Annotated in this window: 17 protein-coding genes; 6 read left to right on the forward strand and 11 right to left on the reverse strand. The window is 61.9% G+C overall.

Features of this window, described 5'->3' with window-relative positions; genetic code table 11:
• Nucleotides 1-8 precede the first annotated feature (8 nt).
• From RR42_RS25430 to bktB, 6 genes are all read left to right on the forward strand, one after another.
• On the forward strand, nucleotides 9-395 hold the full coding sequence (locus RR42_RS25430; RefSeq protein ID WP_017226736.1) for an acetone carboxylase subunit gamma: 387 nt from the start codon (nucleotides 9-11) through the stop codon (nucleotides 393-395).
• 111 nt (nucleotides 396-506) lie between these two features.
• Nucleotides 507-2,642 (forward strand): hydantoinase/oxoprolinase family protein, encoded by a 2,136-nt coding sequence (locus tag RR42_RS25435; protein WP_043354052.1) that lies wholly within the window; start codon nucleotides 507-509, stop codon nucleotides 2,640-2,642.
• A 45-nt stretch (nucleotides 2,643-2,687) separates the two neighbouring features.
• A complete protein-coding gene (locus tag RR42_RS25440; protein ID WP_043354055.1) occupies nucleotides 2,688-4,964 on the forward strand; it encodes a hydantoinase B/oxoprolinase family protein in 2,277 nt (758 codons plus the stop codon).
• Nucleotides 4,961-5,839, forward strand: coding sequence for a hypothetical protein (locus tag RR42_RS25445; protein ID WP_043354057.1), 879 nt, complete (start codon nucleotides 4,961-4,963; stop codon nucleotides 5,837-5,839). Before RR42_RS25440 ends, RR42_RS25445 begins: the two co-directional genes overlap by 4 nt.
• A 75-nt stretch (nucleotides 5,840-5,914) precedes the next feature.
• Nucleotides 5,915-7,192 carry a CobW family GTP-binding protein gene (locus RR42_RS25450; RefSeq protein WP_052494966.1) on the forward strand — a complete coding sequence of 426 codons (1,278 nt, stop codon included), beginning with the start codon at nucleotides 5,915-5,917 and terminating at the stop codon, nucleotides 7,190-7,192.
• Between the two features lie 249 nt (nucleotides 7,193-7,441).
• Nucleotides 7,442-8,626 carry a beta-ketothiolase BktB gene (gene bktB, locus RR42_RS25455; RefSeq protein WP_043354059.1) on the forward strand — a complete coding sequence of 395 codons (1,185 nt, stop codon included), beginning with the start codon at nucleotides 7,442-7,444 and terminating at the stop codon, nucleotides 8,624-8,626.
• A 128-nt stretch (nucleotides 8,627-8,754) separates the two neighbouring features.
• On the opposite strand, the gene RR42_RS25460 is transcribed toward bktB, so the two are convergent.
• The 11 genes from RR42_RS25460 to RR42_RS25510 form a co-directional block, all read right to left on the reverse strand.
• Entirely contained in the window at nucleotides 8,755-9,603 is an 849-nt protein-coding gene (locus RR42_RS25460; protein WP_043354061.1) for an IclR family transcriptional regulator, read from the reverse strand.
• Between the two features lie 5 nt (nucleotides 9,604-9,608).
• Nucleotides 9,609-11,261: a fatty acid--CoA ligase gene (locus RR42_RS25465; RefSeq protein WP_043354063.1), complete on the reverse strand. Its 1,653-nt coding sequence runs from the start codon at nucleotides 11,259-11,261 to the stop codon at nucleotides 9,609-9,611.
• Nucleotides 11,262-11,293: 32 nt separating this feature from the next.
• Entirely contained in the window at nucleotides 11,294-12,085 is a 792-nt protein-coding gene (locus RR42_RS25470) for an alpha/beta fold hydrolase (RefSeq protein WP_043354065.1), read from the reverse strand.
• Complete coding sequence (locus RR42_RS25475) at nucleotides 12,082-12,996, reverse strand: alpha/beta hydrolase (protein WP_043354066.1); 915 nt, start codon at nucleotides 12,994-12,996, stop codon at nucleotides 12,082-12,084. The genes RR42_RS25470 and RR42_RS25475 overlap by 4 nt, the downstream gene beginning before the upstream one ends.
• Before the next feature lie 11 nt (nucleotides 12,997-13,007).
• On the reverse strand, nucleotides 13,008-13,817 hold the full coding sequence (locus tag RR42_RS25480) for an enoyl-CoA hydratase/isomerase family protein (RefSeq protein WP_043354075.1): 810 nt from the start codon (nucleotides 13,815-13,817) through the stop codon (nucleotides 13,008-13,010).
• A gap of 16 nt (nucleotides 13,818-13,833) precedes the next feature.
• Nucleotides 13,834-14,307, reverse strand: coding sequence for a hypothetical protein (locus RR42_RS25485; protein WP_043354076.1), 474 nt, complete (start codon nucleotides 14,305-14,307; stop codon nucleotides 13,834-13,836).
• A gap of 30 nt (nucleotides 14,308-14,337) precedes the next feature.
• The gene (locus RR42_RS25490) at nucleotides 14,338-15,324 is read right to left on the reverse strand and encodes a Bug family tripartite tricarboxylate transporter substrate binding protein (protein WP_043354077.1); all 987 of its coding nucleotides are present in this window, start codon (nucleotides 15,322-15,324) and stop codon (nucleotides 14,338-14,340) included.
• A gap of 33 nt (nucleotides 15,325-15,357) precedes the next feature.
• The gene (locus RR42_RS25495) at nucleotides 15,358-16,134 is read right to left on the reverse strand and encodes an SDR family NAD(P)-dependent oxidoreductase (protein WP_043354079.1); all 777 of its coding nucleotides are present in this window, start codon (nucleotides 16,132-16,134) and stop codon (nucleotides 15,358-15,360) included.
• A gap of 257 nt (nucleotides 16,135-16,391) precedes the next feature.
• A complete protein-coding gene (locus RR42_RS25500) occupies nucleotides 16,392-18,101 on the reverse strand; it encodes a GMC oxidoreductase (protein ID WP_236702192.1) in 1,710 nt (569 codons plus the stop codon).
• A 36-nt stretch (nucleotides 18,102-18,137) separates the two neighbouring features.
• A complete protein-coding gene (locus RR42_RS25505) occupies nucleotides 18,138-18,839 on the reverse strand; it encodes an OmpW/AlkL family protein (RefSeq protein WP_043354083.1) in 702 nt (233 codons plus the stop codon).
• A gap of 199 nt (nucleotides 18,840-19,038) precedes the next feature.
• Nucleotides 19,039-19,827, reverse strand: a complete 789-nt coding sequence (locus RR42_RS25510; protein ID WP_043357909.1) for an SDR family oxidoreductase — start codon at nucleotides 19,825-19,827, stop codon at nucleotides 19,039-19,041.
• Nucleotides 19,828-19,830: the final 3 nt, after the last annotated feature.

Here is a 19,830-nt window from a genome sequence, read left to right on the forward strand (position 1 = left end):
AAGTGCTAATGACGGAGTATCTCCAGATCGATCTGGAGACCGAGAAATGGGAATGCCGCGTCTGTGGGCATGTGATCGGACCAGCCAGCGAAAGCTACAAGGAAGGGCTCCTGGTGCATAACCGGGATCCGCGCGAGATCCACCCACCGATCATCGATCCCGAGAAGTACCGCTTCACTTTCAGCCCCGATCCGGAGTGGGTACGGATTCTCGAATATTGCTGCCCGGGCTGCGGCACGCAGGCCGAAGTCGAATATGCGATTCCTGGCCACCCGCCGCTGCACGACATGCAGCCGGACCTGCCCGCCCTGAAAGCACAGTGGGCGCGGCGCGGGGAAATGGGCGAGGCGGTGGTCGGTCCGGCCGTCGTGCCCGACCAGGGACACAACCACTGAACCCCTGCTGAACTGACTACCTGAACCGGCTTGGCGAGCCGACGCGGAGGAGGGTGTACGCACCCGCCGCCGGGTCGGCGCACGCCGGTACCCACGAATTGAGGAGATAGCATGAGGCGAGTTTCTGTCGACATCGGTGGGACGTTCACCGATTGTTTCGTAGTCTGGGATGGCGAGTACATTGAAGCCAAGGCCCTGACCACCCATCACAATCTGGCGTTGGGATTCAATGAGGCGCTGGGCAAGGCCTGCAACGTGCTGGATCTGCAATTGGAGCAGATTCTGTCGCAGGTCGATTCGGTACGCTACGCCACCACGCTGGGCACGAATGCGCTGATCGAGCACAAGGGCCCGAAGATCGGAATGCTGGTGACAGCCGGCTTTGAAGCCACGGTGCCCCTTAGCCGGGCACGCGGCTATGGCGAAGGTTTGGACAACCTCGGCCAACAGGACATGCCCAACGCGCAGCGTCCGGACCCGCTGGTGCTGCCGCACATGATCTGCGGTGTGCGCGAACGGGTAGATTTTCAGGGCAAGCTGGTGATGCCGCTGGACGAAGACGATGTACGCACGCAGATCCGTTTGCTGGTGGACAGGGGTGCCGAGATCATCGTTGTCGCCCTGGTCAATGCGGTGGTGAGCCCGACACATGAGCAGCGCATCGAGGAAATCTTGCTGGAAGAATACCCATCGCACCTGCTAGGCGCGATCCCTGTCATCTTGTCGCATCAAGTGGCGGGACGCAAGGGTGAGTACGTGCGCGCTACCTCGGCGATTGTCGATGGCTACCTGCACTCGACGATGTACCACGCGTTGTCGGCGTTGGAGCAGAACCTGCGCGCGCACCGCTACGAGAAACCGATGCTGGTGATCCACAATTCCGGCGGTATGGCGCAATTGAACTCGACCGATGCGCTGCAGACCATCCACTCCGGCCCTGTCTCTGGCATAGGCGCGTCCGAGCACCTTGCAATGCAGGCCGGTCTGGGCAACGTGGTGGCCACCGACATGGGCGGCACGAGCTACGACATCGGCATCGTCGTTGACGGCGGCATCAAGCACTACGACTTCAACCCGGTGATCGACCGTTGGCTGGTGTCGGTGCCCATGGTGCACCTGGTGACGCTGGGCGCTGGCGGCGGCTCGATTGCCAGCTATGACCGCATGTACAACACAGTGAAGTGCGGTCCGGAATCGGCTGGCTCCGACCCCGGTCCCGCTTGCTACGATCGCGGCGGCATGCGCCCGACGGTGACGGACGCAGACCTTGTGCTGGGCTATCTGGACCCGAAGAACTACGCAGGCGGATCGATTCCGCTAAACCCGCGCCGCGCGAAGGCGGCAATCGAAGACACGCTCTGTGACGACCTCGACTGCTCGGTCATCGAAGCGGCGCTGTTAGTCCGCGAGAAGGTGGACGACAACATGGCAAACGGGTTGTTCACCGAGTTGCGCGCGCGTGGCTACAACCCGAAAGACTTCACGATGCTGGCCTACGGCGGCAATGGCCCCTTGCACTGCTGTGGCATCGCACAGAATCTGGCTATCGACAAGATCCTGGCGCCGCCGCTTAGCTCGGTGTTCTCGGCGGTAGGCGCCGGCAACATGCATCAACTGCATATCCACGAGCAGTCGCTGTACATGGTTTTGTACGACTCTAACACCCGTCACCTGTTCGATGACTACGACCGCTTCAACAGCATCGTCACCGAGTTAAAGGAATTGGGCACGCAGGACCTGCTACGCCAAGGCGCTTCGCGCGAGGACATTTGCCACAACCTGGAACTGGACATGCGATATGGCAATCAGCTGGTGCAGACCACGGCGGTGATTCCCAATCATGAGGTGCATGGCCCTGGCGACGTGCTGGCGCTGATTTCGCAGTTCTCAAATGATTACGGCAAGCGCTTCGGCGAGGGTTCGCAAGCACCCGAGGCGGGCATTCGCATCAACACCATTCGCGTGGCGGCCTTCGTGCGGCATGAAACGGTGCAATTCGAGGACATCAAACCACTACCTCCCGAGCAGCGTAAGGCGCCGCCGCCTCCGGGTAGCTCGCGAAAGTGCTACTTCGTGGGCCATCAGGGTTCGCTGGACACCCCGGTGTGGAACCGCGCCGACATCAAGCCGGGTGTGCAGATCTCGGGGCCGGCCGTTGTCGCTTCCGAGGTGACTACCTTCTTGGTCAACCCGGGATGGAACTTCGTCGCAGCGCGCCAGGGCGCCTCCTGGTTTCTGCGTGCCTGAGCGCGGCCGCAACCTCATCCAACACTCACAATTGCAGGACTGAACATGAGCGAACTTAATGTGCCGGTCAAGGCAAAGATGCCCAGCGCCGAGGAAGTGGCGCTGATCAAGAAATTTCTCAACGACACAACGCTGTTCCTCGGACCCGACCCCGAGATCATGCAGAACCACGACCTGATGCCGCGCACGGCGGACGAGGACGTAGCCATCCACCAGGTCAGCGACGCTCACACCGTCGCAAAGATCCGCGACCGCATCCAGGCTGGCTGCGACGAGGGCTACGAGATGGTCGAGCAGATGGGCGCGGCACCCGGCGCCAAGTGGGGCGACGTGATCACCGGTGTGTATTCCGCCTCGGGCGATCTGGCGATTGCCAGTGCGGGCGGGGTGCTGATCTTTTCGGCGCTGGTGCACCATCCGATCAAGTTCATCGTCAAGAACTGGATGAACGACCCGACTGTGGGCGTGCGCGAGGGCGACGGATTCATCCACAACGACTCACGCTACGGTAACGTCCACAATACCGACCAGAGCATGATCCTGCCCATCTTCCACGAAGGGAAGCTGGTATGCTGGGTCGCGTCCACGGTGCATGAGGGTGAGAACGGCGCCATTGAGCCCGGCGGCATGCCCTCGATGGCCGAGAGCCCTTGCGACGAGGGGCTCAAGATGTCGCCCTTCAAAGTGGTTGAAAACTATCAGATCAAGCGCGACATCCTGACCTTCCTGCAAAACTCTGTGCGCGAGCCCAAGCTGCAGTACGAGGATATGAAAGTCAAGCTCTTTGCCTGCCTGCGCATTAAGCAGCGCCTCGAGGAGACACTGAATACCGACGGCCCGCAGGCTCTGGTTTCAACGCTGCGCCTGACAATGGAGAATGTCCGTGCCGAGGTCAAGCGCCGCATTAGCGAGTGGCCTGACATGACGGTGCGCACCTATATCATCCAGGACTCGACGCTGCGTGAGAACTGCGTGGTGAGAATCAATTGCCAGCTCACCAAGACTGGCGATAGGCTGATCTTCGACTTCCGAGGATCCAGCCCGGAATTCACCAATCGCGCCACCAACACGATCGTCGCCGGGCTCAAAGGCATGCTGGCACAGGTCTTCCTGTGCTATGTCTGGCCGGATCTGCCGCGCGGCCAGGCGGCGTTCGCGCCAATCGAGGTCATCACCGATCCGCATTCGATCGTCAACTGCTCGTATGCAGCGCCGAACTCGCAGAGCCTGATGTCGATCTTTACCGGCTTCACCGCCGGTCAGCATGCGGTGGCCAAATTCCTCTACAGCTGCCCGGAGAAGTACACCAAGGTTCATGCGCCAACCTTTAACATGATCAACACCTTCATCTGGGGTGGGGTCAGCCAGCACGGCGAGACGCTGGGCAATCTGTGCGCGGACCTGAATGGCATGGGCGCGGGTGCGACGGTCGATCGCGACGGCGAGCATGCGTTGGCGCCGATCTTCGCGACCATGGCAGACATCGGCGAGCAGGAACTGAATGAAGAGGAAGTGCCGTTTCTTCAACTCGTCTCGAAGAAGATGACGCGGGACGCCATCGCCCCCGGCAAGTACCGCGGTGGTCAGGGCTACACCATGATGGTGGCCACCAAGGACAGCGACCAGTGGGGCTTCATGACCGTTTGCCAGGGCGCCAAGATCCCGCCCATCCAGGGCCTGTTTGGTGGCTACGCCTGCGGCGCATATCCACTGTGCAAGGTGCAGGACGTCGATGTGTACGACGTACTGATGAACGAGCCGGAGAAGTTCAAGCACTCGATTGAGGAGATCATGAACGAGCAGCCGTTCGAGGGCGCAAGCTATACCACCCACCACATGGGCATGGGATTCGAGATCTCCAAACGAGGGGAGCTTTTCATGATCTCGCAAGGAGCAGGCGCCGGCTACGGCGACTTGCTGGAGCGTGACCCGGCTGGTGTCATCAAGGACATTGAGGATGGCCTGATCTCCCCGGGCGTAGCCGAGCGGCTCTACAAGGTGAAGTTCGACCCTGTGACACTGGCGATCAATCACCAGGCAACTCAGGCCGCGCGCGATGCTGAGCGCAAGGCGCGCATCGCTCGCAGCGTGCCGTTCAAGGAGTTCGTCAAGACGTGGAACCAGCCCAAGCCGCCGTCGCACATGCAGTATTTTGGCTGTTGGGGCGATGACGTGGACACGCTCTACGTTGGCAGCCCAGATAACACTCGTAGCGCAAGGGAACCCAAGCCTAACTACATGCGCAATCCCAAGGACGTGCGCATCGAGGAGTTGGAAGCCCGACTGGCCGTTGCCGGCGTGCTGAAGGACGCGAAGCAATGAGCACGCCATTCGCCGAGTTGTTGCCGCGCTCGGCGGGCAGTAGCGCGATCCGTGTGTGGCTGAAATCCTCGGCCTACACGAAGCGCCTGCTGCTCGGCGCGGACGATGCGGACCCGTGGGGAAGTGCCGCGGGCTTCCTGGCCTACTTCTCACAAGCACACGGCCTGCTGAAGCCGGACGTGGCGGTTATCGAGGTCGGTGATCTCTTCGAAGCCTGGAGCAGACGCGAGGGCGGGCTAGAGGCTCGACTTGGAAGCCGTCGCCGGCCGGCGACGGCGCTGCGCAAGCTGCTGGAGCCTGCGGCACCCAAGGCAGTGCTGGCTGAGGTGGTAGAGGCGGTGCTGGCGCACTTGCGTGGTCAGACGCCGCTCGTGTTGGCGATGCCATCGCCGCGCGCGTGGCTGATGCACGCCAACCGGCTGGCCGGCGGCGCTGACGAAGACCTCGACCCCGATGCCATCGAGGATGCAGCGATGTACGTGGCCGACCTGATCCGCTCGGTCTCGACCTTCCCGATCTCGGGCCTGTTGCTGGAGGAACAGACGGATGACAGAGACCTCGGGACGGCCTTTGTCGAGCCTTACAGGTCGGTGATCAACGTTGCGCGTCACTATCGCTGGTCGGTGGCGCTGCGGCTGCCCGCTTTTACCCAGGTGCCAGCCGAGGCAATGGCCGGGCTCGACGCGGTGATCGCCGAGGCTGGGAGCTATGACGGCTCACTTCCGTTCGGAAGCGACATTAGTGCGGCGTTCGCGGCCGGTCAGACCATTGCACCGCCCCCGACCGGACAGTTCCAATTCGTTGAGATCGCGCCGGGGCTCCGACCCGAGGCGGTGCTTGAGATGTTGGTGCGTCTGCGGGCACTTTCGGCGTGATGCTGTGCATGCTAAGACGTTACGCCAGCCAGGGATCGTACCTGCAATGACATCCGCTTATCAGGAGGCTTTTCGATGAATCTCATTTCCGCCACGCCGCCCGTAGCGGGCAAGGTCCCCGTCGATCGCATTCCGGTCAGCTTGCTTACCGGCTTCCTGGGCGCGGGCAAGACCACTTTGCTGAACCATTGGGTCCACCAGCCAGGCATGGCTGGCGTGGCCGTACTGGTCAACGAGTTCGGTGAGGTCGGCATCGATCATCACCTTGTCGACGCCGTCAGCGATCGGATGCTGCTGCTCGATTCGGGCTGCCTATGTTGCAATATGCAGGGCGATCTGGTTGCCGCGCTGAAGAGCCTGTTCACGCGTGTCGCGCGCCGCGAGATTGCGCCGATCACGCGTGTAGTGATCGAGACCACCGGTCTCGCGGACCCGGTGCCCGTGCTCTACACACTGATGGAAGAACCCTTTGTCTGTGCGCGATATGTGTGCGCTGAGGTCGTCACGGCGATCTCGGCGACCCATGGGCTGGAGCAGTTGCACGAATACGCCGAGAGTCGGCGACAGATCATGGCAGCCGACCGGGTGCTGATCACCAAATGCGACCGGGCGTCTACGGCGGAACTGGGCCGGCTTGAGGAGGAGTTGCAGTCGCTAAACCCACAGGCGAGCCGTGTCCTGGTGCGTCACGGTGTTGCCGATCTTGGCGTGCTACTGTCATCCACTGGTGTCTACGGTCGCACCGACCTGGCACCTGGTTTGCAGGCGTGGCTGGGCACCGAGATTGCGCACCAGAACGAGGCCGCAGGGGGTATCAGTGGCGCTGAGGTGGCCGGATCGGGACGTTATCTGCCCCAAGCACACAAGCGCGGACGCCATAGCGCCCATGTTCACAGCTTCGTCATCACTTTCGACCGGCCAGTGCCGTGGTTCGGCTTCGCGGTCGCGATGGGGCAGATCCTGCGCCGGCATGGTGCTGCGCTGCTGCGTGCCAAAGGCTTGATGTGCGTGGCAGGCGATGCGCACCCTCGGGTCGTACAGTGCGTGCAGGACGTGGCCTATCCGCCGGTGCGCTTGCGGGCCTGGCCGCGCGAAAGCCCGTTCGAGGATGGTCGCGGGCGGCTGGTCTTCATTGTCCGGAATCTCGCTGCGGCGCAGATTGAGGCGATCCGAGCCACGCTCGCCGACCTGCCCAGTGACATCGCCGCGCTACGCGCAAGTGTCGCCGACTGGGAACTGCCGACGCGCTGCTGGCTCTCGCAGCGCGTGCCGATGATTGCATCTTCGACAGTGCAGCACGACGCATGGCTGATCCAGCCACGCCACTTCCGCACCCTGACCAACGACCGCTAAAGGGAGCAGCATGGGTGTATCTATCGAGGACAGTGGACCGTGTCCGGTCCGCAGTCCGGGCGAGGAGGCGATGGAGTCGTCGATCATCCAGGTCAAAAGGCAGGCTGAGCGCTGGCGTGCATTTGCCGCCGAGGCCGATGCGGTCTGCCTCTGGCAGAGCCACTCTTGCCGCTCCTCGCTCGAAACAACACCGCGCACCGGTACGTGAAACCGGACCGCGCCTGGCAACTGAAACTGTGGAGATGAGAGATGACACGTGAAGTGGTGGTGGTAAGCGGCGTCCGGACCGCGATCGGTACCTTTGGCGGCAGCCTGAAGGATCTTTCCCCGACCCAGATGGGCGCCATGGTGGTGCGCGAAGCGCTGGCCCGCGCGCAGGTCAGCGGCGACGACGTCGGCCATGTGGTGTTCGGCAACGTCATCCAGACCGAGCCCCGGGACATGTACCTTGGCCGGGTGGCGGCAGTGGAGGGCGGCGTCACCATCGACGCGCCGGCCCTGACCGTCAACCGCCTGTGCGGCTCGGGCCTGCAGGCCATCGTCAGCGCCGCGCAGACCATCCTGCTGGGCGATGCCGATGTGGCCATCGGCGGCGGCGCGGAGAGCATGAGCCGCGCACCGTACCTGGCGCAGTCGGCCCGCTGGGGCGCACGCATGGGCGACGCCAAGATGCTCGACATGATGCTGGGTGCGCTGCACGACCCGTTCCACGGCATCCACATGGGCGTCACCGCCGAGAATGTGGCCAAGGAGTACGACATCTCCCGCGTCCAGCAGGACGAAGCCGCGCTAGAGTCGCACCGTCGTGCATCGGCGGCGATCCGCGCCGGCCACTTCAAGGACCAGATCCTGCCGGTCACGCTCAAGGGCCGCAAGGGCGACGTGACCTTCGATACCGACGAGCATGTGCGCCACGACGCGGTCATGGAAGACATGACCAAGCTCAAGCCGGTCTTCGTCAAGGAGAACGGCACGGTCACCGCGGGCAACGCCTCGGGCTTGAACGATGCCGCCGCCGCCGTGGTGCTGATGGAGCGTGCCGAGGCTGAGAAGCGCGGCCTCAAGCCGATGGCGCGCCTGGTCTCCTATGCGCATGCCGGCGTCGATCCCAAGACCATGGGCATCGGCCCCGTGCCGGCCACGAAGAAGGCGCTGGAGCGTGCTGGCCTGACCGTGGCCGACCTCGACGTGATCGAAGCCAATGAAGCCTTTGCCGCGCAAGCCTGCGCGGTCACCAAGGCGCTCGGTCTCGATCCGGCCAAGGTCAACCCGAACGGCTCGGGCATCTCCCTGGGCCACCCGATCGGCGCCACCGGCGCGCTGATCACCGTCAAGGCCCTGTACGAGCTGCAACGCGTGCAAGGCCGCTATGCACTGGTGACCATGTGCATTGGGGGCGGGCAGGGCATCGCTGCCATCTTTGAGCGGGTCTGAACCAAGGCCAAATGGTTGCGCTTGGCGCTGGACGAGGGAGGGGCGGTCAGGGCGTGGAAAAAAGGGGGAAATCCGGCAGGAAGCGCGCGGGTTTCGTACCCGCGTCCCTCAGTTCTTTTCGGACCCTGCTAGGCTTGCAGCCAGTTGCGTTTGTAGCGATTCTCGATGATCTTGGCTGCTGTCATCACGCGGGGGCGAACGTCCGAGATGAATGTCTGCGCTGATACCGTCCTGGCGGGCGCAGCGGCGTTGATCACTACCGGGGGCAGCGCATTGCCGAGCTTCAGGGGCACTGCGACAGCATTGATTTCCTTGTTCCAGTCACCGAACGACGTCACGCACCCGAGTTCCGCAATATCAAGGAATGCCTTCGAGATGCCGTGCTCGAGCGCGGGCCAGTTGGCCTCGCTCAACGCTCGCAGACGATCGAGAACGATTCGACGTTCGGCAACGCCCATGATCGTTATGTGCGCGCGGCCCATTGCCGTTGTTCCAAGTGGCAATCGCGAACCGATATCCAGATTCAGCGTAATCGCAGTTGACTGGCTTCGGTGACTGTCGATATACAGGACCGAAAGATCGTCGCGGATGCCGAGCGAAATCATTGTGCGAGTGCTGTCTGCGAGCTCCTGCAGCAATCCCTCGCTCGCTTGCATGAGATCCAGCCGGGAATGGGTCATGCGTCCCAGCGTGAGCGTGGCCAGACCGATACGGTAGCGTCCGAGTTCGTGGATGTGATGCAGAAAGCCGAGCGTCGTCAACGTATAGGTCAGGCGGGTCACCGTCGACTTCGGCAGCCCGCATCGCAGGGCGATTTCGAGATTGCTCAGGCGCTCTTCGCTTGAATGGAATGCCTGGAGGATGCGCAGCCCTCGGGCGAGGGCTTCGACAAAGTTCCGATCGATGCCTTCCTCGCTACCGGATGCAACGGGGTCAACCTTTCCGATTGTCTCGGTTGACGGGTGCTCCTTCGCCATTTTCTTCAACTTGGTCCCCTGACATGCTGGTAGCGTTCGCGCATAGCACGCTTGTCGTACTTGCCCACGCTGGTGCGCGGCAACTCGTCGACAAAGTGTATCGTCTCCGGGATAGCATACTTCGGAATGTGCCCCGAGGTGACGTAGTCTGACAGGTGGTTCCGGATGGCGGCTGCATTGAACGAGCTTGGGGAGGGCGTCGTTGCAACGACGATCGCCATCGGACGCTCACCCCACCTGGAATCGGGGACGGCGATAACGGCGGCTTCGCGAACATACTGATGCTGGCGAATCAGGTCCTCCAATGTGCTCGACGACAACCATTCACCTCCCGTCTTGATCACATCCTTCAGGCGGTCGGTGATCCGCAAGTATCCGGCTTCGTCGAGAATACCAATATCACCTGTATGGAGATAGCCACCGCGCCAGAGTTCTTCCGTGGCAGACGCATTCATGTGGTACGCCTGCGTAAGCCACGGGGCGCGCAGCACGATTTCCCCTTGGGTATGATTTCCCTCAGGCACCGGCTGCATCGCCTCATCGACGATCTGTATATCCATAAGCGGCAATGCGCGCCCGGCGCGTGTCCGGTATGTCATCGCCTCGGCTGAATCGTCCGTAGCGCAAAGGGACGGTCCCAGATGCGAGGTGGTGACGAAAGGGCAGGTCTCCGACATACCGTAGCCGGCAAATGCATCGATCCCGTGTTCCATCGCTCTGCTTGCCAGACTCGTGGGGAACGAGGCGCCGCCGACCACGATCTTCCACCCCGAGAGGCCGACGCGATCAAGGTCGGCCCGATCGAGAAGCATCTGCAGGATAGTGGGAACGCAATGGGAGAACGTTACGCCCTCCCGAGCGCGCAGTGCCAGGATCCCTTCGGGTGTATAGCGCCCGGGATAGACCTGTTTCACCCCCATCATGGTCGCGACATAAGGCATGCCCCACGCGTGGACGTGGAACATCGGCGTGAGTGGCATGTAGACATCGCCCCTGTGAAAGCGCCCCTGGCTGGCTGGCATGGCAAACGCCGCGCAGACGGCGAGCGTATGGAGCACGATCTGGCGATGACTGTAGGAGACTCCCTTGGGCAATCCCGTCGTGCCGCTCGTATAGAACTGCGTGGCGCAGGTGTTTTCATCAAAGTCGGGGAATCGGAAATCGGCGCGACTCCGGGCCAGCAGCGCTTCGTAGCCGCCAGCCGCGGTGCAGTCCTCCTCGTCATCCAGGATCAGCAGGCACTTCGCGTTCCTGACGACCTCGCTGAACGATTCCACGAGTTCGAGAAAGTCGCGGTGAACCAGCAGGACTTTCGGCTTCGATTGCTCAAGCGTATATTGAAGCTGCTGCGGGCTCAAGCGGATGTTGGCCGTCATCAGTACGGCACCCATCATCGGCACCGCGAGGAAGCACTCCAGGTACCGGTGACTGTCCCAGTCGAGTACCGCCACGGTATCGCCGTGGCCAACCCCCAGCGATTGCAGTCCGAATGCGAGCCTGCCGATCCGCTCCCTGAGTGCGCGGTATGTATACCGGTGATTATCACGGTAGACAATCGACTGATCGGGGGCTTGCGTCAATGGTGAAAGCAGCAGTTGCTTGATTAGCAAGGGGTACTGGCTCCCCGCCGGTGGAGAGGGTGTCTCGCTGGATTGCATCCGAATGTCTCCTGTTTGTTGTCGCCAGCAAGTCAGCGTTGATCTGCAGTCTGTCCTGGCAGCGTGCGGATGAAGTTCGTCAGTGTTTGCGCCAATGCTTCCGGCTGTTCCAGTTGGGGCCAGTGGCCGGCGCCGGCCACCCTGGCCATCGTCCCGTTTGGAAAACGGGCCGCCGCCGCTCCCACAAGTTCTTCGCTGAAGAACTTGTCGTCAGTGGCAATGCAGAGAACGGGATGGTCAACCGATGACGGAGACCTGCCGGCCGGATGGCCTCCGGTCCATGCGCGCAGTTGCGCAAGCGCTTTGTCGCGGCTCGTTGCGAGCGTGCAGCGGACCAGGATATCCAGCCCCTCTTCATCCAGCGCTACGGCGAGGCTTCGCTTTCCTTGGCGGATTGCATCGCTGTCCTTCATGCCTGCGCGCGACATGAAGCGCTCCATGACCGGCGGTGGCAAGGCATAGCCGGCCAGCGGGGCAGAAGTGACCAGAGCCAGCCCCGCTGCGCGAGACCCAAGACGACGGGCCACGAGCTCGCCGATCTGGCCGCCCATGCTATGGCCTACAACAACGACGGCTTCCGAGCCCGAAATGCACGCAAGCCGGACTTCCGCCAGGACCGCGCTGGCGTACTGCTCGAGTTGCAGTTCGGACGTGGATGGCGGTGGCTGGTCTTCTCCCCATGCAACGCAGAGGATGCGCCAGCCGGGCAGCTCGAGTCTTTCGACAACGCGAGCCCAGACATCGGGGCCGTCTAGATAGCCGTGCACGAGCACAAGGATGCCCTCCGGTACCGCAGGATCGAGTGGCGGCGCTATACCCGTCATAGGTGTGTCCCGGGCATCAGGTGTTTCTGATACCAATTCAACGCGGCGCTGCTGGAAGCCTCGAACTCCTTGCGGTAGGCGTCGAAGTGCCCACCGCCGATAATCCTGAGCTGCTTTGGCTCCACGGCCCGTTCATAGGCGGCCAGCGCGAGATCGGTTGGTGTCACCGTGTCGTGCTCCGCCACCACCATGAGCAGCGGCTTCGGCCCAATGCGTGAAATCCACTGACCCGGTTCATACATCTGGGACAGCCTTGTCGAGCGCACGGTAACGAATTCGCTGTGATCGACGCCGTCCGGAATCTCGAAAGCGTCATGGAACTCCATCATCTCCCTGGACCGGTAGACGGCACGCACGGCGGGGTCGAGACTCACCACACGCTGCATCATCGGCGCTTCCCCACGCAGTTGCGCAAGATCGTCCTCGTTGAAGAGCGCTTGCTGAGCGGCGCGGGCGTCAGGTGCGACTCGTCGCAGGCTCTGTTCGTAGCCGCTGACGATAGGGACCTGCGCCGCCACTACCTTGATCCGGGCATCGGTCGCGCCAAGCACCACCGCGTGACCTCCGGCATAACTTGTTCCCCAAATGCCGATGCGTTGCCGATCGATGCCGTCGAGCGTCTCAAGGTAGGTGATGACACGGCGCCAGTCTGCGATTTGTCGCCAAGGATCGATATCGCCGCGAACCTCGCCGCCACTGAGGCCGAAGTTGCGATGGTCGTGGACGATCACGGCAAAGCCGGCTGCCGCAAACCGCTCGGCGTACGCGCGTAGGCCCCGGTACTTGAGGCCGGAAAAGCCGTGCGCCATCGTGATCGCTGGAACTGGTCCCGTGCCGGCTGCCGCCCGGAACACCCATGCGTGGAGTTCAATGCCGCCTTCGGCGGCGATGTAGTGTTCTTCTGCTTGCATGAAAAATGTCCTCACTGCCCGTTGAACGGAATCTCCGGCCGGGCCACGCCCGCGTCGATCGCCTGGATCGCGGAGCTGACGCCACGCTGCACATCGTCGGTGGCGAGCAACACCGAGACATGCTCGATCATCACTTCATCGGCGCTGCGCACGCCGCCCGCGGACCATGCGCCGAGCACCGATTTGGTTACGGCGTGTGCGCGCGTGGGACCTGCGGCAAGTCCTTCGGCGTGAGCGAGTGCCACCTCTGCGAGTTGCTCATCGGCGACCACCTTGGCGACGATATTCAGGGAGAAGGCTTCTGCCGCCGTGATTTCCTCCGACAGCATCACCAGTCGCGCAGCCACGCTGCGGCCACAGCGCTCGGCGATGCGTTGTACGCCGCCTGCCAGCGGAGAGACGCCCAGTGTCGCTTCGGTAAAGCGGAACCTTGCCGATTTGGCGGCGATGATCAGGTCGGTGTGCAGCGCAAACTCGAAGCCGCCGCCATATGCCCGGCCGTTGATCTGGCTGATGGTCGGGATCGGCAGCGATTCGATCGCGTTCAGGATGCCGTTCGAATAGCCAAAGCGTTCGCGTCGTGCGCTGTGTGTTTGGAGGTGAGGCCACTCACGGAAGTCGCCACCGAGGCAGAAGTCATCGAGGTTGCTGCGAAACAGCATGCATCGCGCACCTTGGCGAACGCCCTGGCGCACCGCGGCCTCCAGCTCGGCATAGAGCGGGCGATTCAGGCGGTTTTGGGGCGGACGGTTGAGCGTCACGATGGCGACGCCCTGGTGCAGTTCGTAGAGAACGAGCGCTGCATCGTTGGGTTGCGTCATGTTTTCTTCTCCTCGTTTAAACGGTTTCCCAGATCTCGCTGAGCGCTGTACGGTCGGTCAGCGTGCTTGCCACGGTGACCACTCGCCAGCCCTGGCCGGTGCGATGGATGTCGAAATGGACCGCGCGGCGTTCAATCTCGGTTTCGTCCGCACGTCGGCGCGACCAGATCACATCGATGGAACCGGCGTTGCTGTTGTAGCCCTTCACGTGGCGATCGAGTACCACGGTATGCGTGTACTGCTGCGCCTGCAGTGGCTCCTGGTTCGCGCGAAGCAGGCCGATGACTTCGTCGCCGGTGAGCAGGCACCGCGTCATGTTGACCGACGCGGCGTGCAGCGGCGCCCCCCAGTATTCGAGGATTGCCCCGTTGTTCAAGGTGGCATCGGAACCCATCCGTACCCACGCAGGCAAGTAAGTGTCGAAAAACCAGCTATTCATTTCCCTGACGGCCGTGCGATCGGCTGTCATCGCGGTTGCGGCATTGGTCATGTTGTGTTGTCTCGTATGGGCGGGGATGGATCAGTCCAGTTTTGCGCCGGATTGACGTACGACTTCCTTCCAGACCGGGGCTTCGCGGCGGTATGTCGCGGCGATGCCCTTGGGGTCCTGGTAGCTGGGTGTCCAGCCGAGGTCCAGGATGCGCTTCCGGATATCCGGCTTCTTCAGTGCCTTGTCGATTTCGTCAGCCAGTCGCTGGACGATGGGCTCAGGCGTTCCGGCCGGAGCGGCCACGCCAACCCAGCCCACCGCGCGTAGCGTCGGGTCATTCATGCCGACCTCGCTCAAGATCGGGACATTGGGCAAGGCTGCCAGGCGGGCCGGCCCCGTCACCCCGATGGGCTTCAGCCGTCCGGCCGCAATGAACTGTGGCGCCTGTGCACCGGTGACGAAGGAAAGCTGGATGTTCCCTGCGACGAGGTCGTTGATCATCGGCGCTTCACCGCGGTAGGCGACGTGCGCCATGTCGCCGTCAAGCAGGTCGTTGAGCCGGCTCGCGCTGAGGTGAGAAATGGTCCCGACTCCCCACGACCCATACGACATCTTGCCCTTGTGGGCCTGCACGTACTTGCGCAGGTCCGCGAGGTTGTTGACGCCGAGATGCGAGTTCACGACAAGCACGAGCGGGGCGTCCGCGACTTTTGCAATCAGCGTCAGGTCCTTGCCCGGGTTGTATGGCAGCTTCGCATACAGGAACTGGTTGATCATCAGGTTGGAGCTCAGGGCCACGGTCAACGTGTAGCCGTCTGGCGCTGCCTTGGCGACGGCATCCACGCCAAGGTTGCCTGCCGCCCCTGTCTTGTTGTCGACGACCATGGGTTGTCCGAGCGCGCGGCCTACCGGGTCTGACAGCGTGCGTGCAACGATGTCGATCGCTCCGCCAGCCGCGTACGGGGCCACGACCTTGATCGGGCGAGAAGGGTATGTATCGGCAAAGGAAATCTGGGTCAAGGCGAGCAATGCCGTGCCGAGCATGGCCGCGTAGCGGCGGCGCGATTTCGCATTCATGTCTGTCTCCACGTTGTTTGTTTGAGGTTTTGCTTACATCCAGCTAAGGACTTGTCCGCCGTCGACAGGAATGACCGCACCGGTCATGTAACGGCCGGCATCGGAGGCGAGAAGCAACGTCGCGCCGTCGAGATCGGAGGGCTCGCCAAAGCGGCGCATCGGGATTCGCTTCATGATGCCGTCCTCGATGCCGCGCTCGGTGAATTCCGCCTGCATGTCTGTCTGAATGTTGCCCGGTGCCAGGGCGTTGACGCGCACCCCCTTCCTGGCGAGTTCAAGGGCCATGATTTGCGTCAGGTGTATGAGTGCGGCCTTGGATGCGCCGTAACTCGACATCTGGCCACCGGCGCGCAACCCCGACGACGAGGCGATATTGATGATGCTGCCCTGGCCGTGCGTCGACATATGGCGTGCGGCCTCCTGCGCGACCATGAAGGCGCCTTTCAGGTTGGTGTCGAAGATGCGGGATACCGCTTCGTATGACTGGGAGGTAAAGCGCTCGATGTAGATGACACCGGCGTTGTTGAACAGGATGTCGATCGGCTGGCCGAGTTGATGTTCGGCTTCGCGCCATGCCGGCTCAATGGTCGACGGGTCGGTGACGTCGAGTCTTACTGCACAGGCCTTGTGTCGCTCAGACCGTAGTTCGGCTACAACCGCGTCGAGACGATCCGTTCGGCGAGCCGCCAGGGCAACGGCTGCGCCCGCTTTTGCCAGCATACGGGCAGTGTGTTGACCAATACCGCTTGATGCACCGGATATGAAGGCGGCCTTGCCTCGCAGGTCAAAGATGGAAATTGGACTAGTCATACCTGTGCTTCTAGATTGTGGCTGGACTTCCATTGAGGTCTGGGCGTCGCACGTGGTCGCCTGCATGCGCGAGTACGCGCGGCCGGCCCGCGCGGCTGTGACGCACGGGGCCTGCCAAAAGCCTGTCTCCGAATAGTTTTCTGGAACGCCGTGCAATCGCGCGACGGTGTGGAAAGTCTAGTTGGCCCGCTGAGGCGAACCAATGGTGCGTTCCGCTCTGCGGTCTGCACCTTGGGTAGGGGGAAGGGGGGATATCTTCAGCGTGCTATTGGCGATTCCGGGACAGGTGCCGGAACGGCTGGGGGAATCTGCGCCATGGCGTACTCGGCTAGCGCAGTGATCGTCAGCGCCGGATTCACGCCAGGATTTGCCGGCATCGCGGCACCATCGCACACCAGCAGGTTCCGGTAGCCAAAAATATGCAGATGACGATCGATCACGCCGCTCGCGTCATCGGCGCCGATGACGGCTCCACCCAGAACGTGAGCGGTGGTCGGAATGTTGCCCAGCGCCTCCAGCACGTTGCTTTGAGCGATACCGCCGGTATGCTTCGCCAACCATTGAGCGGCTTGATTGCCCACTTCGATGTACGTGGGGTTGGGCTTGTCACGATTTTGCTCTGTCACCAGCCGGTAGCCTCGGCCGAACCACCGCTTCCTTGCCCGCAGCTTGATGGCGTTGTCCAGAGTCTGCATCACCAGCAGCATCACCATGCGGCGGCTCCAGCCGACTGGCCACATTGACCTGCACCATTGCAGCGGATGCAGTACGACGTTACCCAGCCACTTAAGGGGTCGCGTCAAGCGATTGCCGTTGCCGACCAGCAGCGTGCAAAGCAGACTCAAGAAATCGGCGTTGCGGCCGTAAGTAAGAAATTCGATGTGCGTATCATGATCGACGTGAACACTGCTGCTGGCGGTGACATCGTTCCAGGTTCTGCGATCCTCGGGCAGGCGAACGTTCAGAACCGATTCGCTGTTGGTGCGCACCAGTTGACCAAGACGGTCGCTGATCAGGGGCAGTGACCCACCATGCTTGCAGTTGGCTAGCAAATCATTGGTGCCAAGTGAACCACCTGCGAACACGACGCCGCGTGCGGTGTGAATCTGGCGATCGCTACCGAACCAGAGGCTGCCGGGGCGTTGGGTAGTCACTCGGTAGCCTTCGCTGCCATCCGCCGCGCCCAGCGGGCGCACATCAACGACCTCACGCTCTGCCAAAATCTGCACGCCTCGCTTCTCCGCGAACCAGAGATAGTTTTTCAACAGCGAGTTCACGGCACCCACTCGGCAGCCCACCATGCATGCACCGCAGCGCGTGCATCCTGTACGGTCGGGTCCTTCGCCGCCAAAGTAAGGATCCTTGACAGTCTTGCCGGGCTCACCAAAGAAGACGCCGGTTGGCGCCCGGGTGAACGTGTGTTCGGTCCCGAAATGTTGTGCCATTCTTCGAGCCAATTGCTGGTTTGGCGAATCGAAGGGCACGGTCTTTACGCCGAGCATGCGTTCGGCGGTGGCGTAGTGCGGCTGTAGCAGCTCCTCCCAGCGACCAAGCTCGCGCCACTGCGCGTTCTCGAAGAACTCTTGCTTGGCACGGTACAGTACGCCGCCATAGACTGTGCTGCCACCGCCAACGCCGGACTGACTCGGGAAGAAGACATGCCGGAATAGCGACATGCGCATGATCCCCTTCAAACCAAGACGGGGTGCCCACAAGTACTTTCTGAACTGCCATGCGGATTCCGGGAGGTCCTTGTCTCGATAGCGCCTGCCGCGTTCGAAGACACCGACCCGATAGCCTTTTTCGGCAAGTCGCAGAGCAGAAACACTCCCGCCGAAGCCTGAACCAATGATGAGCCAATCAAAGTCGAAGGGAGTTTTGCGCATAGCAATCGTGTTCGGTACTACAGTCGTTGCCATCCTGATGACGTTCAGGGACGCATGACATGCACTGACATGCACTGACATGTTCTGTGCCCTGACTCAAGGAGGAAGAGGAAGCTGTCAGAACTTATATCCAAGGGTCAAGCCGAATATCTGCGGATACCCCTTGATGTCGATCCGACGGGAGATGGCGCCAATACCTGGCGTTTGTGTGACAACAGTTGCCACAGTTTTCATGCGAAATCTGGAGTACTCCATATTGATGGCCCAGTGCTTGTCAATCGGATACTCAAAGCCGATTCGTGCATAAGGACTCCAGGAGTTCTGCAAGTGAATGGAGCTACTGGTGCCTTGTACTGCCGCTGTATAGGTGCTGCTCGATTTCTCATCGGTAAAGAATGTGTAGGTGACCCCGGCGCCAAGATACGGCCGGATAACAGGTACGTCGGTAAACGTGTAGAGCGCCAGGACGGTTGGAAACCAGATGCGCGCCGTCGCAACCGTTCCTACGGATTGACCAGTGCCCGCGCCGACAGCAGTCAAGGTTGGGGGAACTCCCGCCTGGAGCTGCACTGCCCAGTTGCGGGAAAGCCGCCGCTCAACGCTGATCGCAAGGATGTCCAGATCCTTGACCCCCATCCTGAGACCGGGCGGCGTAGTGCCCGGGGGACCAGTCAGATCGCCAGACTTGAGATTCAAGTTGACATAGGCATAGCCGATTTTGATGGTGTTGTCGGGCTCATCGGCGTGGGCCGCATTGCATAGCGCGAATGCGATTGGAATCGCCGCGAAAATATTCCGGACAATGATCCTTCCTTGCATTTTGTCTCCTGCTTGAGTTTTTTATATTTTCTTGCCATCACGGAGAACGCCGGTTTTCAACATCGGCCCTTCTTCTTGACGAAAGGGAAAGACATTCGAAATGGCGTTGTTCTTGTTGTCTGGCAAGCTGGCGTTCAATGCGGAGCATCGATCGCATTGACGGTTTTGAACGCGCGTTCTTCCTGTGCTTGCCGGACGGCTATCGCGCGAAGTACCGAACCGCCTGCCGGCTGAACGCAGGCGGTGCGATTCGCGTAAGGGCGGCCAGGAAGCCGGCCTGCAAGCCGACGGTCCAATGGGTCTTGTGAAGCCGTGGCCTGGTCACCGCGCAGGCCCACACGGCGGCCGCAACGTCGGCCGGCTTCAGACGAATGCCCAGCGACCTCGCACTGGCGAGCTGCGCAAAGTTCTCCGCCATATCGGTCTTGACAAAACTCGGCCAGATGTCGCAGACGCCGATGCCGAACTTGCTCCACTCGAGATCGAGCCCCTCGGTGAAACCGCGCACGGCAAACTTCGTCGCCGAATAAGTCACCAGTTCGGGCTGGCCGTAGATGGCCGTGGCCGATGCCATGTTGATCACGCGGGCACCTGGGGAGCGTTGCAGGTAGCGAAACGCGCAGTGGCAACCGTTGATCATCCCCTGCACGTTCACGGCCAGCATCGCTTCATGCCGCGCCAGGGCCACGGTCTCGAACGGCCCCGTGGCGAGGATGCCGGCGTTGTTGAGGAGCACGTCAAGCCGTTCGCCGCTGCGCACCCAGAACTCGGCCAGCGCTCGGTGCCACGCGTCGGCGTCGCTCACGTCAAGCGCGCCAGCGACGGCGTTGCCCTTGCCCAAAGTGGCTGCGACCGCTTCGGCGCCTTCCACGTCGACGTCGTAGAGTCCGACGAACCAGCCGCGTTGCGCGAAGAGTTCAGCGCAGGCGCGTCCGATTCCGGAGGCTGCGCCAGTCACGAAAATCGCCGGCCGGCTTTCGTGCAGCATGCC

Origin of the sequence: Cupriavidus basilensis (assembly GCF_000832305.1) — a bacterium.
GTDB lineage: Bacteria > Pseudomonadota > Gammaproteobacteria > Burkholderiales > Burkholderiaceae > Cupriavidus > Cupriavidus basilensis_F.